Origin of the sequence: Stenotrophomonas sp. HMSC10F07 (assembly GCF_001807895.1) — a bacterium.
GTDB lineage: Bacteria > Pseudomonadota > Gammaproteobacteria > Xanthomonadales > Xanthomonadaceae > Stenotrophomonas > Stenotrophomonas sepilia.
The window spans coordinates 1-20,865 of record NZ_KV791343.1 but is presented as its reverse complement, the minus strand read 5'-3'; the positions used below and the strand labels follow the sequence as shown (position 1 = coordinate 20,865).

Here is a 20,865-nt window from a genome sequence, read left to right as displayed (position 1 = left end):
GGCCGGGCCCCGGAGGGGTACTTGCAGCGGCCCCCGCAACCGGACCCACCCCGCCTACCCTCAGGAAACCCACTTGGGCTGTTGCTTTTGCTGTTGCTGGGGTTGCCGGCCAACGGCCGGCACTACCGCGGGTGCAGGGCCGCAGGCCCTGCCGACCAACCCACTACTTGGCAGCCGCGATCTGCTTTTCGATGTCGGCGGCGGTCACCGGGCCAAGGAACGTGTGCGCCAGCTTGCCCTGCGGGTCCAGCAGATGCGTCAGCGGCAGGCCACGCGGCGTGGCGAAGTCGGCCGGCGGATCGAACGGGTCCACGATCACGATCGGATAGGTCACCGGATGCTTGGCCAGGAACGACTGCATCTCCGGCACTTCGATGTCCTCGTAAGCCAAGCCGACCACTTCGATGTTGCTACGCATCGCATGCAGGGCCGACAGCTCGGGCATCTCCTTGCGGCACGGCGCGCACCAGGTCGCCCAGAAGTTCACCACCACCCACTTGCCGCGATGCGCGGCCAGGTCGTAGTCGCTGCCATCCACCGCCTTCATCTTCAGCGTCGGGAACTCGGCGGTGGTGCGCTCGGCCGGGGTTTCCTCGACCGGTGCCGGCGTGCTCGGCGTCGGTGCCTGCGCCGGTGGCTGGCTGCTGGCCGGTGCCGGCTCCTGGGCCGGTTTGCAGGCCGCCAGGGCCAGCAGCAGGGTCAACGGGAGCAGCAGCGGCAACGACGTCTTGCGGGTCATGGGGTGTCTCCAGAGTCGGTATAGATATCACTGACCTTGCGCTTCAGGCGTTCGCGCAGGGGCAGTCGCAGGTCATCCAGCGCCGCCAAGGCGGCACGGCCCAGGCTGTCGTCGCGGTACGGGAGGTGCTGCTCGGCTACCGGGATGCGCAGCTGGGTGCATTCGTACAGATCGGCCAGGCTGACCTGGTCCAGGTCGCGTGACAGCAGCCACTCGCCGCGCTCATCGCGGCGCAGCAGGTCGATCTCCTGCAGGTTGCAGATCAGGTCCTGCAGCAGTGAATCGGTCAGCATCGGCTCCAGCCGCAGGATCTCGTCATCGGCCAGGCCTTTGCCCTTGGCCCGTGCATGCTGGAAGCGGCCAAGCAGGCGCAGCAGCCCATAGAACTCGTACCCCTGCGGCAGGCGCAGCTCGACCGGCTGGTAGCGGAAGGCGGCCATCGAGGAGGCCAGCGACGCGCCCAGCAGCACCGCCACCCAGCACAGGTAGATCCACAGCAGCAGGATCGGCACGAAGGCGACCGTGCCATACAGCTTCTGATAGGACTGGAAGCTGCCCAGATACGCGCCGATGCCCCACTTCACCAGTTCAAGGATGACCGCCGCCAGGATCGCGCCGGGCACGGCATGCCGCCATTTCACCGTGTGGTGCGGTACCACGCGGAACATCAGCGTGATGCAGACGAACTCGATCAGGATCGGTGCCAGCCGCAGCGCCAGTTCGGCCAACCAACGGCCCTCCTGGGTACCGAACAACGGCATCGCGAACACCCTCGCCGATACTGCCAGCGATGCGGCGGCAAGCATCGCGCCCAGGGTCAGCACGGTCCAGTAGACCAGGAAGCGGGTCAGCTTGGGCCGGCTCGAGCCGACCCGCCAGATCTGGTTGAAGGTCTCTTCCACGCTGTTGAGCGTGATCAGCAGTGAGGCGACCAGTGCGATGAAGCCGGCGGCCGTCAGCTGGCCGGCACTCGCCGAAAACTGCCGCAGGTAACCCTCGGCCGCGCGCGCAGCAGAGGGCACGAAGTTGGAGAACACGTAGTCGCTGAGCTGATCGCTCCAGCGGTCGAAAACGGGAAAGGCCGAGAGCACGCCGAATACCACGATGGCCAGCGGCACCAGCGCGAACACCGTGGTGTACGCCAGCGCCGCCGCTGCCTGGAACAGGCGGTCGTCGAGGAAGCGATGCCACAGGAAGCGGCCGAAACTGATGGCCCGTGCGCGATCCCGCGCGCGCTCCATCCACAGGTTGAGCGTATCCAAAGGTTCCATCGGTGGAAGGGTACCCGATGCGGAATGCTCGCAGGATAGCCATACTGGTGGCCACACGACGAGGAGAAGCGGGCACGATGGGCGAGATTCTGGTGCTGTATTACAGCCGGGGCGGTTCGGTGGCACGGCTGGCGCGCCAGATCGCGCGGGGCATCGGCGAAGTGCCGGGCATGACCGCGCGCCTGCGCACGGTGCCGCCGGTGGCCGCAGTGACCCAGACCGCGCAGCCGCCGGTACCCGAAGATGGCGCCCCCTATGTAAGCGTGCAGGACCTGGTCGAATGCCAGGGCCTGCTGCTCGGCAGCCCGACCCGCTTCGGCAACATGGCCGCGCCGGTGAAGCATTTCCTGGATGGGCTGGGCGCCGAATGGGTCAATGGCACCCTGTCCGGCAAGCCGGCCGGCGTGTTCACGTCCACCGCATCCATGCATGGCGGCCAGGAATCGACCCTGCTGTCGATGCAGGTGCCGCTGCTGCACCATGGCTGCGTGATCGTCGGCATCCCGTTCACCGAACCGGCGCTGAGCCATACCACCAGTGGCGGCACACCCTATGGCGCCAGCCACGTAGCCGGTGCCGCCGACGACCCGCAGCCGACCGACGACGAAGCCGTGCTGGCGCGCGCGCTGGGGCGCCGGGTGGCCGGCATCGCGCAGCGGTTGGCCCGATGAGCGCCGCGCCGCGCACGGTCCTGCTGCTGGCCCTGATGGGGCTGGCCGCGCTGTTCGCGGGCTGGTTCATCAATGACAAGCACTGGCTGGCGACCCAGCTGGTGTTCACCGCACCGCCGCTGGCGCTGGCCATCGCCGTGCGCCTGGGCTGGCGCAAGGCCGGATTCTGGGCCTCGGTACTGGCGCTGGGCTGGTTCAGCCACGGCGTGATGAGCGCCTGGAGCCACCCGGAAACGCGCTGGCTGGCGCTGATCGAGATCGCGCTGGCCCTCCTGGTGATCTTCAGCGCCAGCCTGCCCGGCCTGCGCGCCCGCTTCGGCAAGCAACGCTGACGCTGCGCCCGCTGGGTCGTATCATCTGCATTCCTGGCCCCGCGCCGCAGTACCTGTCCTGGTTTCGCGCATGCACATGATGGAAGAGCTCCTGGTCGTCACCACCGGTGGCACGATCGACAAGATCTACTTCGACGACAAGTCGGACTACCAGATCGGCGATCCGCAGATCGGCATGATCCTGCGCGAGCTGGGCGTGACGTTCCGCTTCAACGTGATTCCGATCCTGCGCAAGGATTCGCTGCACATCAACGATGAGGACCGCGAACTGATCCGCGCCACCATCGCCGCGCAGCCGACCCGGCACGTCCTGGTGACCCACGGCACCGACTCGATGGTGCACACCGGCAAGGTGCTGGCGACGATCCCCGACAAGACCATCGTGATGACCGGCGCACTGAGCCCGGCACGCTTCCGCGGCTCGGATGCCGAGTTCAACATCGGCTGCGCGATCGGTGCGGTGCAGTCGCTGCCGAGCGGCGTGTACATCGCGATGAACGGGCGGATCTTCGACCCGCAGCACGTGCGCAAGAACGTGGCTGCGAACCGCTTCGAGTCGGTCTGAGGAACCGCGTGCCGACCAAGGTCGGCACCTGCCAGAGCACTGTCCTTGTAGTGCCGGGCCATGCTCGGCAACCGCGTGCCAGCGTGGCACAACGGTCGGCAGCCGGAGCAGCCGAGCATGGACTCGGCTCTGCAGAAGCGAAAACGCCCCGGCCGAAGCCAGGGCGTGCCCTTGGAGAGGGACTTGGGCTCAGTACTGGGCGTTGAGGGTCACGCCCGAGAAGGTGCTGTAGGCCTTCACCCGCACATACCATGTGCCGGCGGCAGGGCTGTTGATGGTGCAGGTCTCGCTGTTGCCACTCAGGTACGGACGGCAGGTGTAGCTGGTATCGGTCGGGGCACTGCCCTGGCGCACGTACAGGTCGGCATCGCCGCTGCCGCCACTGATCGTCACGCGCAGCTGGCTGCTACCGGCCGGAACGGCGACGGTGTAGTTCAGCTCGGCACCGGTTGCGGCGCCCAGGCCGGTCACCGGCACGTTGTTCTGCAGCACGTTGCCACCCGGGTTCGGGTTGCCACCGCCGTTGATCGCCGCAGCCACGGCCGCGTTGGCGTCGACGATGCCGGCGCCGCAGCCACCCGAGCAGGCGCCCGGCAGCGGGCGTGCAGTGCTCTTGATGATGCTTTCGACCTGCGCCGGGCTCAGCGGGCTTGGCGCGACCGACTGCATCAGCGCAACCACGCCGGCCACGTGCGGCGCCGCCATCGAGGTGCCGTTGTACGACGCGTAGCTGGCGCTGCCAGGCGTGGTGGTGCCGGTGTTGAGGGTGGACAGGATGCTCTGGCCCGGTGCTGAGATGTCGATGCCGGTGCCGTAGTTGGAGAAGCTGGCACGCGCACCGGCCGAGGTTGTGGCCGCCACGGCAATCACGTTCGGGCAGTTGGCCGGCACCGACGAGGACACGTTGGTGTTGCTGTTGCCGGCGGCGACCACCACGGTGGTGCCACGGCTGACTGCGCCGTTGATGGCGTTCTGGTAGGTGGTGGAGCAGCTGCCGCCACCCCCCAGCGACATGTTGATGACTTCGGCCGGATTGGCGTTGGCCGGCACGCCACTGACGGTGCCGCCAGAGGCCCACACGATCGCGTCGGCGATGTCGGAGGTGTAACCGCCGCACTTGCCCAGCACGCGCACCGGGACGACCTTGGCATTGAACGCAGTACCGGCCACGCCGGTGCTGTTGTTGGTCACCGCCGCCACAGTGCCGGCGACGTGGGTACCGTGCCAGCTGGAGTTGGAGGCCGGGATGCCCGAGCCGCACTCGTTGGCGCCGTACCAGTCGCCCTCGTCATTCGGGTTGTTGTCGCGGCCACCGCCATCGCGCGCCATCGCGGCATCGCTGATGAAGTCATAGCCAGGCAGGATGTTGGCGTTGAGATCGGGATGGTTGGTGATGCCGGTATCGATCACGGCCACCACCACGCCGGTGCCGGTAGCCTTGTCCCAGGCCGGCTGCACGTTGATCGACGCGTTGGAGGTACCGAAGCCCCACTGCTCGCTGAAGCGGGTGTCATTCGGGGTCAGCGTCGCACGCATGATCTGGTCGACTTCGACGTATTCCACGTTCGGGTCGGCGGCGAGCTTGCGCATCAGCAGCTCGGATTCGGCCTGGTCAAGCGGCCGATCGGTCCTGACCAGGGTCGGGCCAACGGCCAGCTTGCGGACCTCCTGCAGGCCCAGCGCGCGGCCCTGGCTGCTGGCCAGGCCGGCGGCGGCACTCTTCAGCGAAGAGGCCAGTGCGGTGGTGTTGGCCACCGGCGCACTACCGTCGCGGTACTTCACGATGAAGCGCTGGTGCGTCGGCGCGGACTGCAGGCCGCTGAGCTGGACGTCACCGGCCAGCGCAGGCGTGGCCAGCAGCAGCGATGACAGAACGGACGCACCAAGGACCACCCACACTCGACGCACACGCGGTTGCGTTACCTGGGACATCGTATTTCCCTTTCTTGTGGTGTGAATGCCGGAATCGGCAGAAGCACCGGCCCGAACCCTGGGCTGGCTTGCGTTGGCGAGGTTCGAAGTCCGGCGAGTCAGCGGATCCCCCTAACGATCCGCCGTGCAGATGACGCTAATGGCCGAAACCGGACACCACAAGATTTTCAGCGTCTTTTCAGCAAGATGAAATGTTCGTTCTGAGACTTTTCGGGTCGAGGGTTTGTGAAGGTGAAGGAACTTTCTCGTGCCCTGCACAGACCTGACTGGGTCGTCACGTGTCCTGGAATGACTTTGCCGACATCGGCGTCCACCGATCCGGGGTCAGATCCCTTTTCACGCGGAAAGGGATCTGACCCTTGGCCTGAAACGCAGAAAGCCCGTCGCGGGGACGGGCTTTCCAGAAGCGCAGCCGGGCGCGGGCTCGGCTCTACGATTCGATGTGGGCGATCAGCCCAGCTTGACCAGCCAGTTGTGGCGGTCCGGCAGGCGGCCATACTGGATATCGGTCAGTTCCTTGCGCAGCGACATGGTGACTTCGCCGGCCGGCGCGTTGATGTCGCCCACCGAGAAGCCCTCGCCCTTCAGCTGGCCGATCGGGGTGACCACCGCGGCGGTGCCACAGGCAAACACTTCGCTGATCGCACCGGAGGCGACGCCGTCCTTCCACTCGTCGATGCTGACCTTGCGCTCTTCGACCTTCATGCCACGGTCGCGGGCCAGCTGCAGGATGCTCTCGCGGGTGATGCCCTCGAGGATGCTGCCCGACAGTTCCGGGGTGACCAGCGTGCCGTCCTTGTAGACCAGGAACACGTTCATGCCGCCCAGTTCTTCCAGGTACTTGCCTTCGACCGGGTCGAGGAACAGCACCTGCGAGCAGCCCTGTGCCTGCGCCTTCTGCTGCGGGAGCAGCGAGGCGGCGTAGTTGCCACCGCACTTGGCAGCACCGGTGCCACCCTTGGCCGCACGCGCGTACTCGGTGGACAGCCAGATCGACACCGGGGCAACGCCCTTGGCGAAGTACGGGCCGGCCGGGCTGGCGATGACGTAGTAGCCGGCCTTGTGGGCGCCGCGCACGCCGAGGAAGGCCTCGTCGCCGATCATGAACGGACGGAAATACAGGCTCGACTCATCGGCCGAAGGCACCCAGTCACTGTCGACGGCGATCAGCTGCTTCAGCGATTCGACGAAGATCTCCACCGGCAGTTCCGGCAACGCCAGGCGCTGCGCCGAACGCTGCAGGCGACGGCCGTTGGCATCCGGGCGGAAGGTCCAGATCGAACCGTCGGCGTGGCGGTAGGCCTTGATGCCTTCGAAGATTTCCTGGCCGTAATGCAGCACTGCGGCGGCCGGGTCCAGCTGCAGCGGGCCGTAGGCGCGCACATTGGCATTGTGCCAGCCGGCATCCTTGTCCCAGCGCACTTCCACCATGTGATCGGTGAAGTGCAGGCCGAAGCCCGGCTTCTCCAGGATCTTGGCGCGCTCTTCAGCGCTGCGCGGGTGGTCCGAACGGGTGACGGCGAAGCTGGGGATGGACTGGGACACCGGAGGATTCCTGTTCTGGTTGCGGGTAGTGCCGGGCCCGCGTCACTGCGGGCCCTGGGTCAAAGCATGCCGGTCTCTAGCCGGGCCGCCTCGGACATCATGTGCTGGTTCCACGGCGGGTCGAACACCAGGTCGACGTCGGCCTCGGCCACCGTCGGGATCATTTCAAGCTTGCTGCGCACGTCGTCGACCAGGATCTCGCCCATGCCGCAGCCCGGGGCGGTCAGGGTCATCTTCACGTCGATCTCGCGCTTGCCCTCATCCAGGTGCTTGATCTCGACTTCATAGACCAGGCCCAGTTCCACGATGTTGACCGGAATTTCCGGATCGAAGCAGGTGCGCAGCTGCTGCCACACCAGCTGCTCCACCTGTTCATCGGTGGCGTCGGCCGGCAGCTCGAGCGGCGCCGGTGCCTCCTTGCCGATGGCATCGCCGTCCTTGCCGGCGATGCGGAACAGGTTGCCCTCGACGAACACCGAATAACTGCCGCCCAGCGCCTGGGTGATGTACCCATAGCTGCCGGCAGGCAGGGTCACGGTATCGCCCTGCGGGACCATCACGGCCTCGCAATCGCGTTCGAAGTGGACAGGTTCGCTGCTACGGGAATACATGGGGACCGATATGGGGCCGTGGCCGAGGCCACGCAAGACGGCATTCTAGCCCAGCCGCTCCCGCACCGCCGGTGCACTGCGGCAAACCACAGTATCCTGTGGGTGATCTTCTGGGAGCTTCGATGTCCTCCAATGCCGCGCGTGCCAGGACCGTGACCTGGCTCTGGCCCCTCATGCTGCTGCTGGGCCTGTTTGTCGCTCCCCTCGCCTGGATGGTCCTGGCGCTGATGACCGGCCGGCAGGTCGGCTGGATGGCGGTGCTGGCCGCCCTGGAACTGGTGTTCATGCTGCGCCTGGGCACGCTGGGCCCAGGCCGGCTGCGCGTCGCCCTGGTCGTGCTCGGCACCCTGCTGGTGGCCGCCGTGGCCAACTGGGCCATCGCCAGCGCCTGGATGGGCGGCTCGATCGGCCTGGACCTGTGGGATGCCACCACGCGGATGGGCCCGCACCTGGCCTGGACCCTGATCAGCCTGGCCAATGGCGCGGTGGAATGGCTGTGGCTGGCCGTGGCCGTGGCCGTAGGTGCCTGGCTGGCGCGCTGAGCGCGCAGATTCACGCCACGCGTGGATGAGGGTAGCGCCGGGCCATGCCCGGCGAGCGCAGCGGTCCGCACGAAACGCCGCCGGGCATGGCCCGGCGCTACCGGTACGTCCTCAATGCCCCCCGTCGAGCGCCTTCAGTTCGCTCACCAGCGAGGCCGCCGCTTCGGCGCCGTCGCCATAGAGCATGCGGGTGTTGTCGGCGTAGAACAGCGCATTCTCGATGCCCGCAAAACCGGTGCCCTTGCCACGCTTGATCACCACCACGTTGCGCGCGTTGACCACATCCAGCACCGGCATGCCGTAGATCGGGCTGGCCGGGTCGGTCCGCGCCACCGGATTGACCACGTCGTTGGCACCGATCACCAGCACCACATCGGTATTGGCGAATTCGGGGTTGATGTCGTCCATGTCGGCAATCAGGTCGTAGGGCACGCCGGCCTCGGCCAGCAGCACGTTCATGTGCCCGGGCATGCGCCCGGCCACCGGGTGGATCGCGAACTTCACTTTCACGCCGCGCTGGCCCAGCCGCTGCGCCAGTTCCCAGATCTTGTGCTGGGCCTGTGCCACCGCCATGCCGTAGCCGGGCACGATCACCACGCGCTCGGCAAAGGCCATCATCGCCGCGACGTCCGACGCTTCGATGGGCTTCTGCGCGCCGGTGATCGCCTGTGCCTCGCCTCCGGCACCACCGCCGAAGTTGGAGAACAGCACGTTGCGGATCGGCCGGTTCATCGCCTTGGCCATCAGCCGGGTCAGCAGGATGCCGGCCGCGCCGACCATCATGCCGGCGATGATCAGCGCCTCATTGCCCAGCACATAACCTTCGAAGGACACCGCCAGGCCGGTGAATGCGTTGTACAGCGAGATCACCACCGGCATGTCGGCGCCACCGATCGGCAACGTCATCAGCACGCCCAGTGCCAGCGCCAGCACGAAGAAGGCGACGATTGCCGAGGTGTTGAGCGTGCTGGCCGCGATGATCGCCAGCACCGCCACTACCAGTGCCACCATCAGGTTCATCACCTGCTGGCCGGGCCAGGTCACGCGCTTGTCCAGTCGTCCGTCCAGTTTGGCCCAGGCGATCACCGAACCGGAAAGCGAGACCGCACCGATCGCCGCGCCGACCACCGCCAGCAGCAGCACCATGCCCGACGGCTGGCGCGCGGCCAGGTCGGCCAGCGCCTGCTCGCTCCAATGGCGGGTATCGCGGTTGGCAAGGAAGGCATAGCGCAGCAGTTCCACCGCACCGATCGCCGCGGCCGAACCACCGCCCATGCCGTTGTACAACGCCACCATCTGCGGCATGTCGGTGATGGCCACCTTGCCGGCCGACCACCAGGCCAGGCCCGCGCCCAGCAGCAGTGCCACCAGGATCAGCGGCACGTTGTGCAGTTCAGGCAGGAAGAAGGTCGCCACCGTGGCCAGCAGCATGCCCAGCCCGGCCCAGCGGATGCCGCTGCGCGCGGTCAGCGGCGAAGCCATGCGCTGCAGACCCAGCAGGAACAGCGTGGCGGCGACGAGGTAGCTGGCCTTGACCAGCCAGTCGAGCAGTTCGACGGTGCTGATGTTCAAGCCTGTGGCTCCTTCGGTTCGTCCCTGCCGCCCTTGGGCGCGCTCGGCTTGAACATCTCCAGCATGCGCGCGGTGACCACGTAGCCACCGGCGGCATTGCCGGCACCGAGCACCACGGCAAGGAAGCCCAGCGCCTTTTCCAGCGGCGTCTGCGCGTGCCCCAGCACCACCATCGCGCCGATCAGCACGATGCCGTGGATGAAGTTGGAACCCGACATCAGCGGGGTATGCAGGATCACCGGCACCCGCGAAATGATCACGTGGCCGGCGATGGCCGCCAGCATGAAGATGTACAGCGCTACGAACCCGTCACTCACTGGCAACGCTCCCGCTCTGTCTTCGTCGGCCCATCATAACCACGGGCTGAACCCGGCGCGCACCCGGCGTCAACCGCGGTGACGCTCACGCGTTGTCGATGGTGACCCCGAGCGAGGAACCGTACCCTGTGCTGGTGAGCAGCCCCGTCCCCCCGAGCGCCGACACCGATGCCCTGCCAGCATCGCTGGAGGCGTTCTTGGCCAGCGTCGGCCCGCGCGCGTTCCGTTTCGCCGAGGCCGGCCTGCGCCAGCGCGAAGACGCCATGGACGCGGTTCAGGACGCGCTGATGCGCATGCTGGACTACGCCGACAAGCCGGCGGCCGAATGGGCGCCCCTGTTCTGGAGCATCCTGCGCCGCCGCGTGATCGACCTGCAGCGCCGGCGCCGTTTCCGCCTGCCGTTCTGGCGCGACAACCAGGACGCCGACGGAGGCGGAATCGACTGGGCCGACCCCGACCCGGACCCGGCGCAGGCGCACGAACAGCGCCAGCAGTACCAGCACCTGGTGCAGGCCCTGCGTACCCTGCCCGCACGCCAGCGCGAAGCCTTCACCCTGCGGGTGCTGCAGGACCTGGACGGAGCCACCACTGCCCGCGCCATGGGCTGCAGCGAAGGCGCGGTAAAAACCCATCTGGCACGCGCCCGGCAGGCGCTGCAGGACTACCTGGAGACCCACCCGTGAACCGCTCCCTGCCCTCCGATGACATGCTGCGCAACCTGCACGCGCAGTCGCTGCAGGCGCTGTCGCCGGCCACGCTGGCACGGTTGCGCCAGGCCCGCCACGGCGCCAGCGCGGCTCGTCACGGGCGCTGGCGCTGGTGGCTGGCCAGCGCCTGTTCTCTGGTGGTGGCGCTGGGGATCGGCCTGCAGTTCAGCGGCCACAGCCCCCTGTCGCCCGCCGTGCCGGCACCGGTGCTGGCCTCGGTGGAAGACAACAGCGTGCTGTACGACGAAAATCCCGATCTGTACCTGTGGCTGGGCGATACCGACCTGGCGATGGAGTGAACCATGTCCCGACTGCATACCCTGCCGCTGCTGTTGACCCTGTTGCTGCTGCCGGCCTTCCCGGTATTGGCGCAGAACGCCGCGCCCGCCCCTGCCGCACGCCCCGCGCCAGCCCCACCGCTGCCGGCCTGGGAACAGTTGAGTGAAGCGCAGCGGGAATCCTTGCTGGCGCCGCTGCGCGACCGCTGGAACAGCGCCGATGCCGGCCAGCGCCAGCGGATGCTCTCGCATGGCCAGCGCTGGCAATCGATGAGCCCGGAGGAACGCGACAAGGCCCGCCGCGGCCTGCGCCGCTTCGAGCACATGAGCCCGGAACAGCGTGAGCAGGCCCGGGCCCTGTTCGGTCAGATGCGGGATCTGCCGCCCGCGCAGCGCGACGCACTGCGCGAGCGCTGGTCGCAGATGACGCCGGAGCAACGCAAGGACTGGGTGCGGGAGAACCCGCCGCCGGCGAAGCCACGGTAAGCCTTCGGGATACCAGGGTCAGATCCCTTTGCCAGAGGCAAAGGGATCTGACCCCGTATCACTCACGCCTGCCAGCGCGTCTTCGCCAGCAGTTCGTCGTCCCAATCGAAACCGAGCTGCCCGTCGCGCACGAACAGCGCAACGAAGTTGAGCAGGTTCCGTGCATACATCTCGCTGGCCTGGGTCGCGCCGCGGCTGGCCAGGCCCAGCGGACCGTCGATGGTCACGCCCTGGTGTTCGATGCACTGCCCCGGCAGGGTCAGTGCGCAGTTGCCGCCGCTTTCCGCTGCCAGATCAACAATGACGCTGCCGGTGGCCATGCCTTCCACCATCGCAGCGGTCACGATGGTCGGCGCCGGGCGGCCGGGTACCGCAGCCGTGCAGATCACCACGTCCACACTGCGCAGGTGGTCGGCCAGCCGACGCTGCTGCTCGGCACGCTCGTCATCGGTCAGCGCCCGCGCATAGCCTCCCTCGCCCGCCGCGCTGACCCCGAGGTCGAGGAAGCGTGCACCCAGTGACTGGATCTGCTCGCGGGTTTCCGGGCGCACGTCGAAGCCTTCCACCTGTGCACCGAGGCGGCGCGCAGTGGCGATGGCCTGCAGGCCCGCCACGCCGGCACCGATCACCAGCACCTTGGCCGGCCGCACGGTGCCGGCCGCAGTGGTCAGCATCGGGAAGAAGCGCGGCGCGCGTTCGGCGGCGATCAGCGCCGCCTTGTAGCCGGCCATGCCGGCCTGCGAACTGAGGACGTCCATCGCCTGCGCACGGGTGGTGCGCGGCAGCTGCTGCAGCGGGAACAGCTGCAGGCGACCATCGGCCGCCAGCGCGGCCAGCGCCGGATCGCTGGCCGGGGCCAGCAGGCCGACCACACTGGCGCCGGGCTTGAGCTGTTCCAGCACCGCCGCAGGGGGGGCCTGCACGCACAGCAGGATATCGATCTCGGCCCAGCGGCCCGCGTCGAAGACGCGTGCACCGGCATCGTCATAGGCGGCGTCGGTGAAACCAGCGGCCAAACCCGCGCCCGCCTCATACCAGACGGCAATGCCCAAGGCCCCGAGCCTGCGCGCGGTCTCCGGCGTCAGTGCCACGCGCCGTTCGCCCGGCGCGGTCTCCTTGATCCCCAGCAACGCCACGGCCATGCAGGTCCCCGCTGATCGGTGAGTTTCCCGATCCTAGCAGGCAGCACCCGCTCAGTGCAGCGTGGCGCTGCCCGGGTCGAGGCGATCGATCACGCCCTGCATGGCGCTGTCGAAGGCGCCATCATCAACGTGGGCACGCAGGCGGCCCAGCCGCATCATCACCGCCAGCTCTTCCGGCGAGGCCACGCAGAAGCGCACGCCGCGACGGTTGACGAACAGCAGGCGCGAGGAAATCGGGCTGACCCAGGACAGCTTGCCCGCCTGCACCTTGCCATCCTTGTCGACGAAGTCCAGCCAGTTGCCGATTTCCATGCGGCGGAAGCGGTCGGCATCGGCGTTGTCGAAATCGTCGGCGTCAATCTGCCCGCCAAGCTCAACCGCCGGCGATTCAGCCACTGGCGGCGCCGGCAAGGCAACCTGCGGCAGCTCCGGCAGCGCACGCTGCAGTTCCGGCCGCGATTCGGCGATGCCCTGCAGGGTGTCATGCAGGGCATCGATGGCGGCGGTTGCCGCATCGCCGTGCACGCCGACGCTGGCAAACACCTTGGCCAGCACCGGCTGCCAGGCCTGCAGCCACGGCTTGCCGACGATCTGGCGGCGGGCCTCGGCCACTTCCTCCAGCAGGCCATCGCCAAGGCTCAATGCCTCGGCCACCGACGCGCCTTCTTCTCCCTCGCGCAGCAGCGCCAGGGTGAGATGATGCTGCCACGGCTGGCGCAGGAACTCGGCAATGGCCGGCGGCAGCGTGGCGTCACCGATGCGGCGGTCCAGTTCCGCACCGGCCCGGCTGCGGGCCATTTCCAGCTTTTCCTGGCCGCGCTGCGTTTCTGCGGCACGGCGCTCGGCGATTTCCACGCGGCGGCGATGCTGCACCAGGAACTCGCGGAATTCCTCTTCCAGGGTCAGGAAGATCGCCAGGTTCTCGTTGAACTCGGCCACCAGGCGCTCGATGATCTCTTCGACCTTGGCCATCAGCATGCGCTCGGCCTGGCTCTCGCCGGTGTTGCCCTCGCAGGCCTCGGCCAGCGAGTTGAGCAGCTTGCGCGCCGGGTGGGTCTTCTGCACGAACATGCGGCGGTCGAGCATGGCGACCTTGACGAAAGGCACCACCAGGCGGCCGATCAGTTCGCGCGAGCGGCCTTCCAGTTCACGCTCGTCCAGCATCACGTCGAACAGCATGCCGACCAGGTCGATGGCATCCTCATCCTGCGGGTCCAGCCGGGTCTGGCCCGGATCGACGCCAAGCTGGGTGGCGCTGGACAGCACTTCGCTCTTCAGGCGCTGCGCCAGCGATTCGCCGTCCTCGCCGATGGCCGCGCGCAGGGTGGCGCTGGGCGTGGCCTGCAGCAGCGACAGCACCGACATCATTTCGCGCTGGCTGAGCGGGCGCTGCTGGCCAACCGCCACCTGTGCCGCAGACGTGGCGTCCTCACGCACGTGGCGGGTCTGCTGCAGCAGTTCGTGCAGCGCTTCCAGCAGCATGCCCTGCTGGCCAGCGTAGGCCTCGCCGGTGGCGCCGTCATCGCCGCCGAGGTGCTGCTGCATATGCCCGCGGCGCTCGGACCAGCGGGCGGCGAAGCGCTGCGCCCAGGCCGGTGCGGCCTGCTCGTCATCGCTGAACCCCGGATCGACGCCCGCGCCGTGGCGATGCTCGACCAGGTCATCCAGCATCCCGGCCATGCGCGGATCCGGTGCCGGCGGTTGTGGGCGCTGCGGAGCCCCCATCTGCGACATCACGCCGGCTGCGGCCAGCTGCTCGTCCAGCTTCTCGTAGATGCGACCGACCGGTGCACGCAGGTCGCGCTCGCACAGCTTGATCAGCACCAGATGCACTTCCGGGGCCAGTTCACAGCCGGCAAAGGCTTCGTGGATGGCCACGCCCAGGTGTTCGGGGCTGATCGGGTTGTGGTCCGCGTCCAGTTCCGCGCCGCCGATCAACCGGCCCAGGCGGCGATCCAGCCGCGCCAGAACCGGCTTGAAGTCACGCAGCAAGACAGTGGCGAAATTGCGCACCGCCAACCGGGATTCCAGCACATGCTCGGCCAGCAGGCTGAGCCCATCCTCGGCCGGCCCGGACAGGGTCGCCTCGGCTGACAGCGGCTCACCCGCCGCCAATGCGGCCCAGGCCTGCTGCAGGTGGCCTGCGAAAGCGGCCGCGATGTCCTCACGGCGGCGGCGCAGTTCGCGCATTGCGTCCAGGAACAGCAGCTGTGACGAGCCGGCATTGCCGGCGCGGTCGAACAGGGCATCGTCGAAGCGCGCCAGTGCCGCCCCGAAGGCCTGGCACAGCGCGGGCAGGACCATGTCCCGGGCACGCTGGAGCTGGGCCGGGTCACGGCCCGGCGATCCCATCGGTGTGGGCACGCTCATCATTCGGGAAGGCTCCCCACCTTCTCTGGTACGACAGACAGCATGGACATCGCGGCTTCCGGCACACCCCATGTACCGGAACGTCGATGGTAGGCCGGCCAGCCCGTCACGGACAGTGAAACAGTCCTCACTTCAAACCTCATGACCGGCGGCCCGGCAAGACAGATATCGTAAGCCGTGCAAGGCCCACGAGGCGAGGGGAAGCGGCTGTCCGTTTCCCGCCAGTGGCATGATGTTCATCACAGTTTGGTATTCAGGGGCCGGACGCGACACAGACGGCGTCATTGACCACCCCGACTATAATCAAACGCCCGTGATGACCGGTTCAGCCTCCATGCCCGATCCTGCCGCCCTGCTCGCCCTGGATGCCCGCCGCTCGGTGCCCTCGCGGCAACTGGGCGAGCCCGGGCCGGACCCGGCCACCCTGCAGCGGATGCTGGCCTCAGCGGTGCGCGTGCCCGACCACGGCAAGCGCGTACCGTTCCGCTTCCTGAAAATCGCAGGCGATGCACGTCACACTCTGGGCGACTTCCTGGCTGAACGCAGCCGCCAGCGCGACCCACATGCGGGCGAGGCCGTGTTCGAGAAGGACCGCCAGCGTTTCAGCCACGCACCGCTGGTGATCGCGGTGGTGGCCAGCCCGCGGCCGGACCCGAAGGTGCCCGAACAGGAACAGCTGATGACCGCCGGCTGCGTCTGTTTCGCCCTGCTGCAGGCCGCGCAGGCGCTGGGTTTCGGCGCGCAGTGGCTGACCGCCTGGATGGCCTTCGATCCGGCCGTGCAGGCCCACCTGGGCCTGGTCGACGGCGAACGCATCGCCGGCTTCATCCACATCGGTACGCCCAAGGCCGACGTACCCGAGCGCGAGCGCCCCGACCCGGCGGCCCTGCTGCGCGACTGGACGCCCCCGGCATGACCCTGCCGGCTGCCCCGCCGTCGCTGTACCTGGTTGATGCCAGCATCTACGTGTTCCGTGCCTGGCATTCACTGCCAGACCAGTTCCAGGACGCACAGGGCTGGCCCACCAATGCGGTGCACGGCTTCGCCCGCTTCCTGCTGGACCTGCTCGAGCGCGAGCGCCCGCGGCACATCGCCATCGCCTTCGATGAAGCGCTTGACAGTGGTTTCCGCCACCGGCTGTATCCGGCCTACAAGGCCAACCGCGAGCCAGCACCGGAAGCGCTCAAGCGCCAGTTCGTGCACTGCAAGGCGCTGTGCGCGGCGCTGGGCCTTGCCGTCCTGGCCCACCACGAATACGAGGCCGACGACCTGATCGGCAGCGCCCTGCACGTACACCGGGGCAGCCATCGCGGGGTGATCATCTCCGCCGACAAGGACCTGTCGCAGCTGCTGGTCGACCATGACGAGCAGTGGGACTACGCCCGCAACCAGCGCTGGAACGTGGCCGGGGTGAAGGCGCGGCACGGCGTGCACGCGCACCAGATCGCCGACTACCTGGCCCTGTGTGGCGATGCGGTGGACAACATTCCCGGTGTCAGTGGCGTCGGCAGCAAATCGGCCGCCGTGCTGCTGGCCCATTTCGGCAGCATGGATGCGCTGTTCGAACGACTGGACGAAGTGCCGTTCCTGCGCCTGCGTGGCGCTGCACAGATGGCAGTGCGGCTGCGCGAGCAGCGCGAGCACGCCCAGCTCTGGCGCCAGCTGACCACCATCGCGCTGGACGCGCCGTTGGAGGGCAGCCAGCCCGGACTGCTGCGCCAATCGGCCGATCCAGAGCTGCTCGGTGGCCTGTGCCAGACCCTGCGCTTCGGCCCGATGACCCGCCGCCGGCTGTTCGACGCCGCCGGCGTGGCCGATCCTCTTCCCTCCCACAGCGAGCCCGCATGAGCCAGCGCAATACCGAAGCCCCGCGCGTCGTCTACGAAGGCAAGTACCAGCGCATGCTGGTGCGCGGTACCTGGGAATACAGCGAACGCACCCATGCCGGTGGCCTGGCCGCGATCATCATCGCCGTCACCCCGGAGGACAAGGTGCTGTTCGTCGAACAGTTCCGTGTACCGCTGCAGGCGCCCACCATCGAAATGCCGGCCGGCCTGGTCGGCGACATCCACGCCGGCGAATCGATCGAAGTCTCGGCGGTGCGTGAACTGGAAGAAGAAACAGGTTGGACCGCCGATCACGCCGAAGTGCTGATGATCGGCCCGACGTCTTCCGGCGCCAGCAGCGAGAAGATCGCCTTCGTGCGCGCCACCGGCCTGCGCCGCATCGGCGAAGGGGGCGGTGATGACAGCGAGGACATCACCGTGCACGAGATTCCACGCAGCGAGGCTGCGGCCTGGCTGGTGCAGAAGATGGGCGAAGGCTACGAGCTGGACGCCAAGCTGTGGGCCGGGCTGTGGATGATCGAGCACCATCTGGACGGACGCCCGCGTGGCTGACGCGGACCTGCACAGGCTGCCTGCGTTGCTCGGCGCCGACGACCCGGCGATCTACACGATCCACCGGGCGCAGGGCGTCTCGCCCTACCTCCTGCTGGCCGACCACGCCGGCCAGCAGGTGCCGCGTGCGTTGACCGGGCTCGGCCTGCCGCAGGCCGAGCTGGACCGCCACATCGGCTGGGACATCGGCATCGCCGGCACCACCCGTGCACTGGCCGAACGGCTCGATGCCTGGGCGATCGAACAGACGTACTCGCGGCTGCTGATCGACTGCAACCGCCCACTGGCCTCACCGACGCTGATTCCGGAGGTGAGCGACCACACCGTGGTGCCGGGCAATGCCGGGCTGTCGGCAGCACAGCGGCAGCAGCGTATCGATGCGATCCACGCGCCCTACCACGCGCGCATCGAGGCCGAGCTTGATGCACGCCGTGATTCCGGCCGCCCCACCCTGCTGGTGATGATGCACAGCTTCACTCCGGCGATGAACGGCGTGCAGCGGCCGTGGCATGCCGGCGTGCTGTACCACCAGGACACGCGTTTTGCCCATGCCTTGCTGCAGGCGTTGCGCGAGGAAGGCGACCTGGTGGTGGGGGACAACGAACCGTATTCGGTCAGCAGCACCAGCGACTACGCGGTGCCGGTGCATGGCGAAGGCCGTGGGCTGGTGCACGTGGAACTGGAGATCCGCCAGGACCTCATTGCCGATATGGCAGGGCAGCAGGCGTGGGCCGAGCGGTTGGCGCGGATGTTCGGCGCGCTGCAACCGGAGTTGCTGGCGCTGGGTTGAACGCGCGTGGTTCCATCCCGTATCGGTAGTGCCGGCCGCTGGCCGGCAACCCCAATGATCCAACCACCCCGAGGTTGCCGGCCAGCGGCCGGCGCTACCACAGGCGCGGCACATCCGCCACGGCAGCGCCCTCAATCATGCCTCGTTGGCCGGGCAGACGGTGGCGGCCGATTCGGCCGGCGCCGGGCGCAGGCCCAGCGCGATCACCACGCCGAACAGTGAAAACAAGGCGGCACCGTATTCGGCGCGCACCAGCCCGGCCAGTGCACTCAGCGACCCGGCTGCACCCGCATCGGCATTGGCCACCATCACCAGCACTGCCAGGCCCAGCGCACCACCGATCTGCTGCGCGGTCGCCGCCATGCCAGATGCAACACCCTGCTGTGCGGACGGCACGCCCTGCCCGGCCACGATCCACATCGAGGTCCAGGTCATGCCCTGGCCGATGCTCAGCACTACCACGCCGGGCAGCAGCGGCCAGAAGTTCGCGCCGTGCGGCAGCGTCGCGGCCACCCAGGCGATACCGATGGCGCCGGCCAGCTGCCCGACCACCAGCACCTTGCGCGCGCTCCAGCGCTGCAGCGTCCACTCGGCCAGCTGGATGCCGACCGTACACACCGCGGTGGCGGGCAGGAATGCCAGGCCGGCCTGCAGCGGGCTCCAGCCGTAGCCGTCCTGGAAGTACAGCGCCATGAAGTAGTACTGCACCCCATAGCTGCTCATGAAGGCGAAGGTCAGCCCCAGTGCCGCGCGCAGTCCGGGCAGCCGCAGCAACGCGAACTGCATCAGCGGATCGCGGCTGCGCTGTTCGATCTGCACGAACGCCACCAGCAGCAGCACCGACAGCAGCAGGCAGCCCAGCGTGGCCGGCGCAGTCCAGCCCCACTCCGGCCCTTGCACGAGGGTAGTGACCAGCAGGCTGCCGCCGGCAGTGACGGTGATGCAGCCGGCCAGATCGAACGAGCGGCCCTGCGCACGCGGGCCATCGGCCGGCAACCACGCACCCGCAGCCACCGCGCAGGTGGTGGCCAGTGGCACGATCACCGCCAGCACCGCCGGCCAGCCGAACGCCTGGGTCAGCACGCCGCCGAGCAGCGTGCCCAGCGCCAGGCCCACCGCGCTGGCCATGCTCCAGATCGCAAGTGCACGGTTGCGCACCGGACCTTCCGCATACAACGTGTTGATCAGCGCCAGCGTGGCCGGGAACAGCAATGCCGCGCCGATGCCCTGCGCCGCACGCGCGATGATCAGCAGGGTGGCGTTCGGCGCCAGCGCGCCGAGCAGCGACGCCAGTGCGAACAGCAGCATGCCCAGCCGGTAGAAGCGGCGACGGCCGATCAGGTCGGCGGCACGGCCCCCCAGCAGCAGGCTGCCGCCAAAGGCCACGGTGTAGGCACTGACCACCCATTGCAGCTGCTGTGCGTTGATCTCCAGCGCGCGCCCCATGTCATGCAGGGCGACGAAGATGATGGTGGCGTCCAGGGCGATGATCAGCTGGGCGGTGGCCAGCAGGGCCAGCGCCCAGCGCGGATACTTGAGGGGGGGCATCGACGCTCCGGTGCTGTGGGGGAGCGCAGTCTCATTGATGCAGAGCTATCAATAAACCCCTTTCCGTCCATATCTGTCATGATTTTCAGCATGAATGGAACCTCGATGGACCTCAATGCCGTGCGCATGCTGGTGCAGGTGGCCGAAGCACGCAGTTTCACCGTCGCCGCCGGGCAACTGGGCCTGAGCCAGTCAGGCCTGTCGCGCGCGATCAGTCGGCTGGAGGCCACGCTGGGGGTGAAGCTGCTGCAGCGAAACACCCGCAACGTGGCACTGACCCCGGATGGTCGCCAGTTCGTCGATCAGGTCGCGCCCCTGCTGTGCGGTCTCGAGGATGCCGAACGCCAGTTGGCCGACCGTCCGTGCACGCCCTCGGGCACCCTGAAGATCAGTGCGCCCTCGATGTTCGGGCGCAAGGTGCTGGTACCGCTGCTGGGGCCGATGCTGCAGCAGCACCCGCAACTGCAGGTGGAAGCCGTGCTCAACGACCGCCTAGTCGATCTGGTCGAGGAAGGTTTCGATGCCGCGCTGCGCACCGGCGTCATCGCCGACCAGCGCATCGTCGCGCGGCCACTGCCGCCGCTGCGCTGGGTGACGGTGGCCAGCCCGGACTACCTCGACCGCTGTGGCACGCCCGACGATGTGGCCGCCTTGCGGGATCACGCCTGCCTGGCGGTGCGCAACCTGCGCAGTGGCCGGCTGGTGGACTGGCAGTTCCTGCAGGACGGCCAGCTTCATGATTTCACGCCACCGGCGCGGATGGTGTTCGACAGCGGCGATCCGCTGGTGGAAGCGGCGATCGCCGGCATCGGCATCGTGCAGGTGATGGATTTCGCGGTGGCCGACGCCTTGGCCGATGGCCGCCTGCAGCGCGTGCTGCAGCCGTTTGAGGGCCGCAGCCGCGCGCTGTCACTGATCTACCCGCCGTCGCGCCAGCATTCGCCGAAACTGCAGGTACTGGCCGACGCGTTGCTGGCGGGGGATTGGTAGATCCACGCCATGCGTGGATGGAGTTCGGCTTCGCGGTAGCGCCGGGCCATGCCCGGCG

At 68.1% G+C, this 20,865-nt stretch carries 22 protein-coding genes; 12 read left to right on the top strand and 10 right to left on the bottom strand.

Translation table 11 applies throughout. The features are described 5' to 3' along the window. Positions 1-163: 163 nt before the first annotated feature. Both HMPREF3114_RS04825 and HMPREF3114_RS04820 read right to left on the bottom strand, forming a co-directional pair. Positions 164-739, bottom strand: coding sequence for a TlpA family protein disulfide reductase (locus HMPREF3114_RS04825; protein WP_053501043.1), 576 nt, complete (start codon positions 737-739; stop codon positions 164-166). After that, positions 736-2,010 carry a YihY family inner membrane protein gene (locus HMPREF3114_RS04820; RefSeq protein WP_005415390.1) on the bottom strand — a complete coding sequence of 425 codons (1,275 nt, stop codon included), beginning with the start codon at positions 2,008-2,010 and terminating at the stop codon, positions 736-738. The genes HMPREF3114_RS04825 and HMPREF3114_RS04820 overlap by 4 nt, the downstream gene beginning before the upstream one ends. A gap of 77 nt (positions 2,011-2,087) precedes the next feature. Here HMPREF3114_RS04820 and wrbA point away from each other — a divergent pair, with 77 nt between their 5' ends. The 3 genes from wrbA to HMPREF3114_RS04805 all read left to right on the top strand — a co-directional run bounded on the left by wrbA (position 2,088) and on the right by HMPREF3114_RS04805 (position 3,578). After that, the gene (gene wrbA, locus HMPREF3114_RS04815) at positions 2,088-2,681 is read left to right on the top strand and encodes an NAD(P)H:quinone oxidoreductase (RefSeq protein ID WP_053501045.1); all 594 of its coding nucleotides are present in this window, start codon (positions 2,088-2,090) and stop codon (positions 2,679-2,681) included. Further along, positions 2,678-3,013: a DUF2069 domain-containing protein gene (locus tag HMPREF3114_RS04810; protein WP_005415388.1), complete on the top strand. Its 336-nt coding sequence runs from the start codon at positions 2,678-2,680 to the stop codon at positions 3,011-3,013. The genes wrbA and HMPREF3114_RS04810 overlap by 4 nt, the downstream gene beginning before the upstream one ends. Before the next feature lie 79 nt (positions 3,014-3,092). Further along, complete coding sequence (locus HMPREF3114_RS04805; protein WP_053501049.1) at positions 3,093-3,578, top strand: asparaginase domain-containing protein; 486 nt, start codon at positions 3,093-3,095, stop codon at positions 3,576-3,578. Between the two features lie 189 nt (positions 3,579-3,767). Here the strand turns inward: HMPREF3114_RS04805 and HMPREF3114_RS04800 are convergent, their stop codons facing one another. From HMPREF3114_RS04800 to sufT, 3 genes are all read right to left on the bottom strand, one after another. Beyond that, a complete protein-coding gene (locus HMPREF3114_RS04800) occupies positions 3,768-5,510 on the bottom strand; it encodes a S8 family peptidase (protein WP_053501047.1) in 1,743 nt (580 codons plus the stop codon). Positions 5,511-5,960: 450 nt separating this feature from the next. Continuing rightward, on the bottom strand, positions 5,961-7,055 hold the full coding sequence (locus tag HMPREF3114_RS04795) for a branched-chain amino acid aminotransferase (protein WP_005412326.1): 1,095 nt from the start codon (positions 7,053-7,055) through the stop codon (positions 5,961-5,963). A gap of 59 nt (positions 7,056-7,114) precedes the next feature. Beyond that, complete coding sequence (gene sufT / locus HMPREF3114_RS04790; RefSeq protein ID WP_005415385.1) at positions 7,115-7,666, bottom strand: putative Fe-S cluster assembly protein SufT; 552 nt, start codon at positions 7,664-7,666, stop codon at positions 7,115-7,117. Positions 7,667-7,788: 122 nt separating this feature from the next. On the opposite strand from sufT, the gene HMPREF3114_RS04785 reads away from it, so the two are divergent. Beyond that, positions 7,789-8,208, top strand: coding sequence for a membrane protein (locus HMPREF3114_RS04785; RefSeq protein WP_032953950.1), 420 nt, complete (start codon positions 7,789-7,791; stop codon positions 8,206-8,208). A 111-nt stretch (positions 8,209-8,319) separates the two neighbouring features. Here the strand turns inward: HMPREF3114_RS04785 and HMPREF3114_RS04780 are convergent, their stop codons facing one another. Beyond that, entirely contained in the window at positions 8,320-9,780 is a 1,461-nt protein-coding gene (locus tag HMPREF3114_RS04780) for an NAD(P)(+) transhydrogenase (Re/Si-specific) subunit beta (protein ID WP_053500486.1), read from the bottom strand. After that, a complete protein-coding gene (locus HMPREF3114_RS04775) occupies positions 9,777-10,097 on the bottom strand; it encodes an NAD(P) transhydrogenase subunit alpha part 2 (protein ID WP_005415382.1) in 321 nt (106 codons plus the stop codon). Before HMPREF3114_RS04775 ends, HMPREF3114_RS04780 begins: the two co-directional genes overlap by 4 nt. Positions 10,098-10,195: 98 nt before the next feature. Between HMPREF3114_RS04775 and HMPREF3114_RS04770 the strand changes: the two genes are divergently transcribed. Genes HMPREF3114_RS04770 through HMPREF3114_RS04760 form a run of 3 tightly spaced genes read left to right on the top strand, consistent with a single transcriptional unit; the run spans position 10,196 to position 11,568 of the window. Next, positions 10,196-10,780 carry an RNA polymerase sigma factor gene (locus HMPREF3114_RS04770; RefSeq protein WP_080375114.1) on the top strand — a complete coding sequence of 195 codons (585 nt, stop codon included), beginning with the start codon at positions 10,196-10,198 and terminating at the stop codon, positions 10,778-10,780. Then, the gene (locus tag HMPREF3114_RS04765; protein WP_053500490.1) at positions 10,777-11,103 is read left to right on the top strand and encodes a hypothetical protein; all 327 of its coding nucleotides are present in this window, start codon (positions 10,777-10,779) and stop codon (positions 11,101-11,103) included. Before HMPREF3114_RS04770 ends, HMPREF3114_RS04765 begins: the two co-directional genes overlap by 4 nt. A 3-nt stretch (positions 11,104-11,106) precedes the next feature. After that, positions 11,107-11,568 carry a DUF3106 domain-containing protein gene (locus HMPREF3114_RS04760; protein WP_053500492.1) on the top strand — a complete coding sequence of 154 codons (462 nt, stop codon included), beginning with the start codon at positions 11,107-11,109 and terminating at the stop codon, positions 11,566-11,568. Between the two features lie 62 nt (positions 11,569-11,630). Here HMPREF3114_RS04760 and HMPREF3114_RS04755 read toward each other — a convergent pair whose 3' ends face one another. Together HMPREF3114_RS04755 and HMPREF3114_RS04750 are read right to left on the bottom strand one after the other, a co-directional pair. Beyond that, on the bottom strand, positions 11,631-12,710 hold the full coding sequence (locus tag HMPREF3114_RS04755) for an NAD(P) transhydrogenase subunit alpha (RefSeq protein ID WP_005415378.1): 1,080 nt from the start codon (positions 12,708-12,710) through the stop codon (positions 11,631-11,633). A 51-nt stretch (positions 12,711-12,761) separates the two neighbouring features. Continuing rightward, positions 12,762-15,083 carry a DUF1631 domain-containing protein gene (locus HMPREF3114_RS04750; protein ID WP_053500494.1) on the bottom strand — a complete coding sequence of 774 codons (2,322 nt, stop codon included), beginning with the start codon at positions 15,081-15,083 and terminating at the stop codon, positions 12,762-12,764. 331 nt (positions 15,084-15,414) lie between these two features. Here HMPREF3114_RS04750 and HMPREF3114_RS04745 point away from each other — a divergent pair, with 331 nt between their 5' ends. Genes HMPREF3114_RS04745 through HMPREF3114_RS04730 form a run of 4 tightly spaced genes read left to right on the top strand, consistent with a single transcriptional unit; the run spans position 15,415 to position 18,269 of the window. Next, on the top strand, positions 15,415-15,996 hold the full coding sequence (locus HMPREF3114_RS04745; RefSeq protein ID WP_053500508.1) for a nitroreductase family protein: 582 nt from the start codon (positions 15,415-15,417) through the stop codon (positions 15,994-15,996). Continuing rightward, positions 15,993-16,928, top strand: coding sequence for a 5'-3' exonuclease (locus HMPREF3114_RS04740; RefSeq protein ID WP_053500496.1), 936 nt, complete (start codon positions 15,993-15,995; stop codon positions 16,926-16,928). Before HMPREF3114_RS04745 ends, HMPREF3114_RS04740 begins: the two co-directional genes overlap by 4 nt. Continuing rightward, a complete protein-coding gene (locus tag HMPREF3114_RS04735; RefSeq protein WP_010481791.1) occupies positions 16,925-17,479 on the top strand; it encodes an NUDIX hydrolase in 555 nt (184 codons plus the stop codon). Before HMPREF3114_RS04740 ends, HMPREF3114_RS04735 begins: the two co-directional genes overlap by 4 nt. Continuing rightward, a complete protein-coding gene (locus HMPREF3114_RS04730) occupies positions 17,472-18,269 on the top strand; it encodes an N-formylglutamate amidohydrolase (RefSeq protein ID WP_053500498.1) in 798 nt (265 codons plus the stop codon). The genes HMPREF3114_RS04735 and HMPREF3114_RS04730 overlap by 8 nt, the downstream gene beginning before the upstream one ends. Before the next feature lie 135 nt (positions 18,270-18,404). Here the strand turns inward: HMPREF3114_RS04730 and HMPREF3114_RS04725 are convergent, their stop codons facing one another. Continuing rightward, positions 18,405-19,817 (bottom strand): MFS transporter, encoded by a 1,413-nt coding sequence (locus HMPREF3114_RS04725; protein ID WP_053500500.1) that lies wholly within the window; start codon positions 19,815-19,817, stop codon positions 18,405-18,407. A gap of 105 nt (positions 19,818-19,922) precedes the next feature. Between HMPREF3114_RS04725 and HMPREF3114_RS04720 the strand changes: the two genes are divergently transcribed. After that, the gene (locus tag HMPREF3114_RS04720) at positions 19,923-20,807 is read left to right on the top strand and encodes a LysR family transcriptional regulator (protein WP_053500502.1); all 885 of its coding nucleotides are present in this window, start codon (positions 19,923-19,925) and stop codon (positions 20,805-20,807) included. The last annotated feature ends 58 nt before the right edge of the window (positions 20,808-20,865 follow it).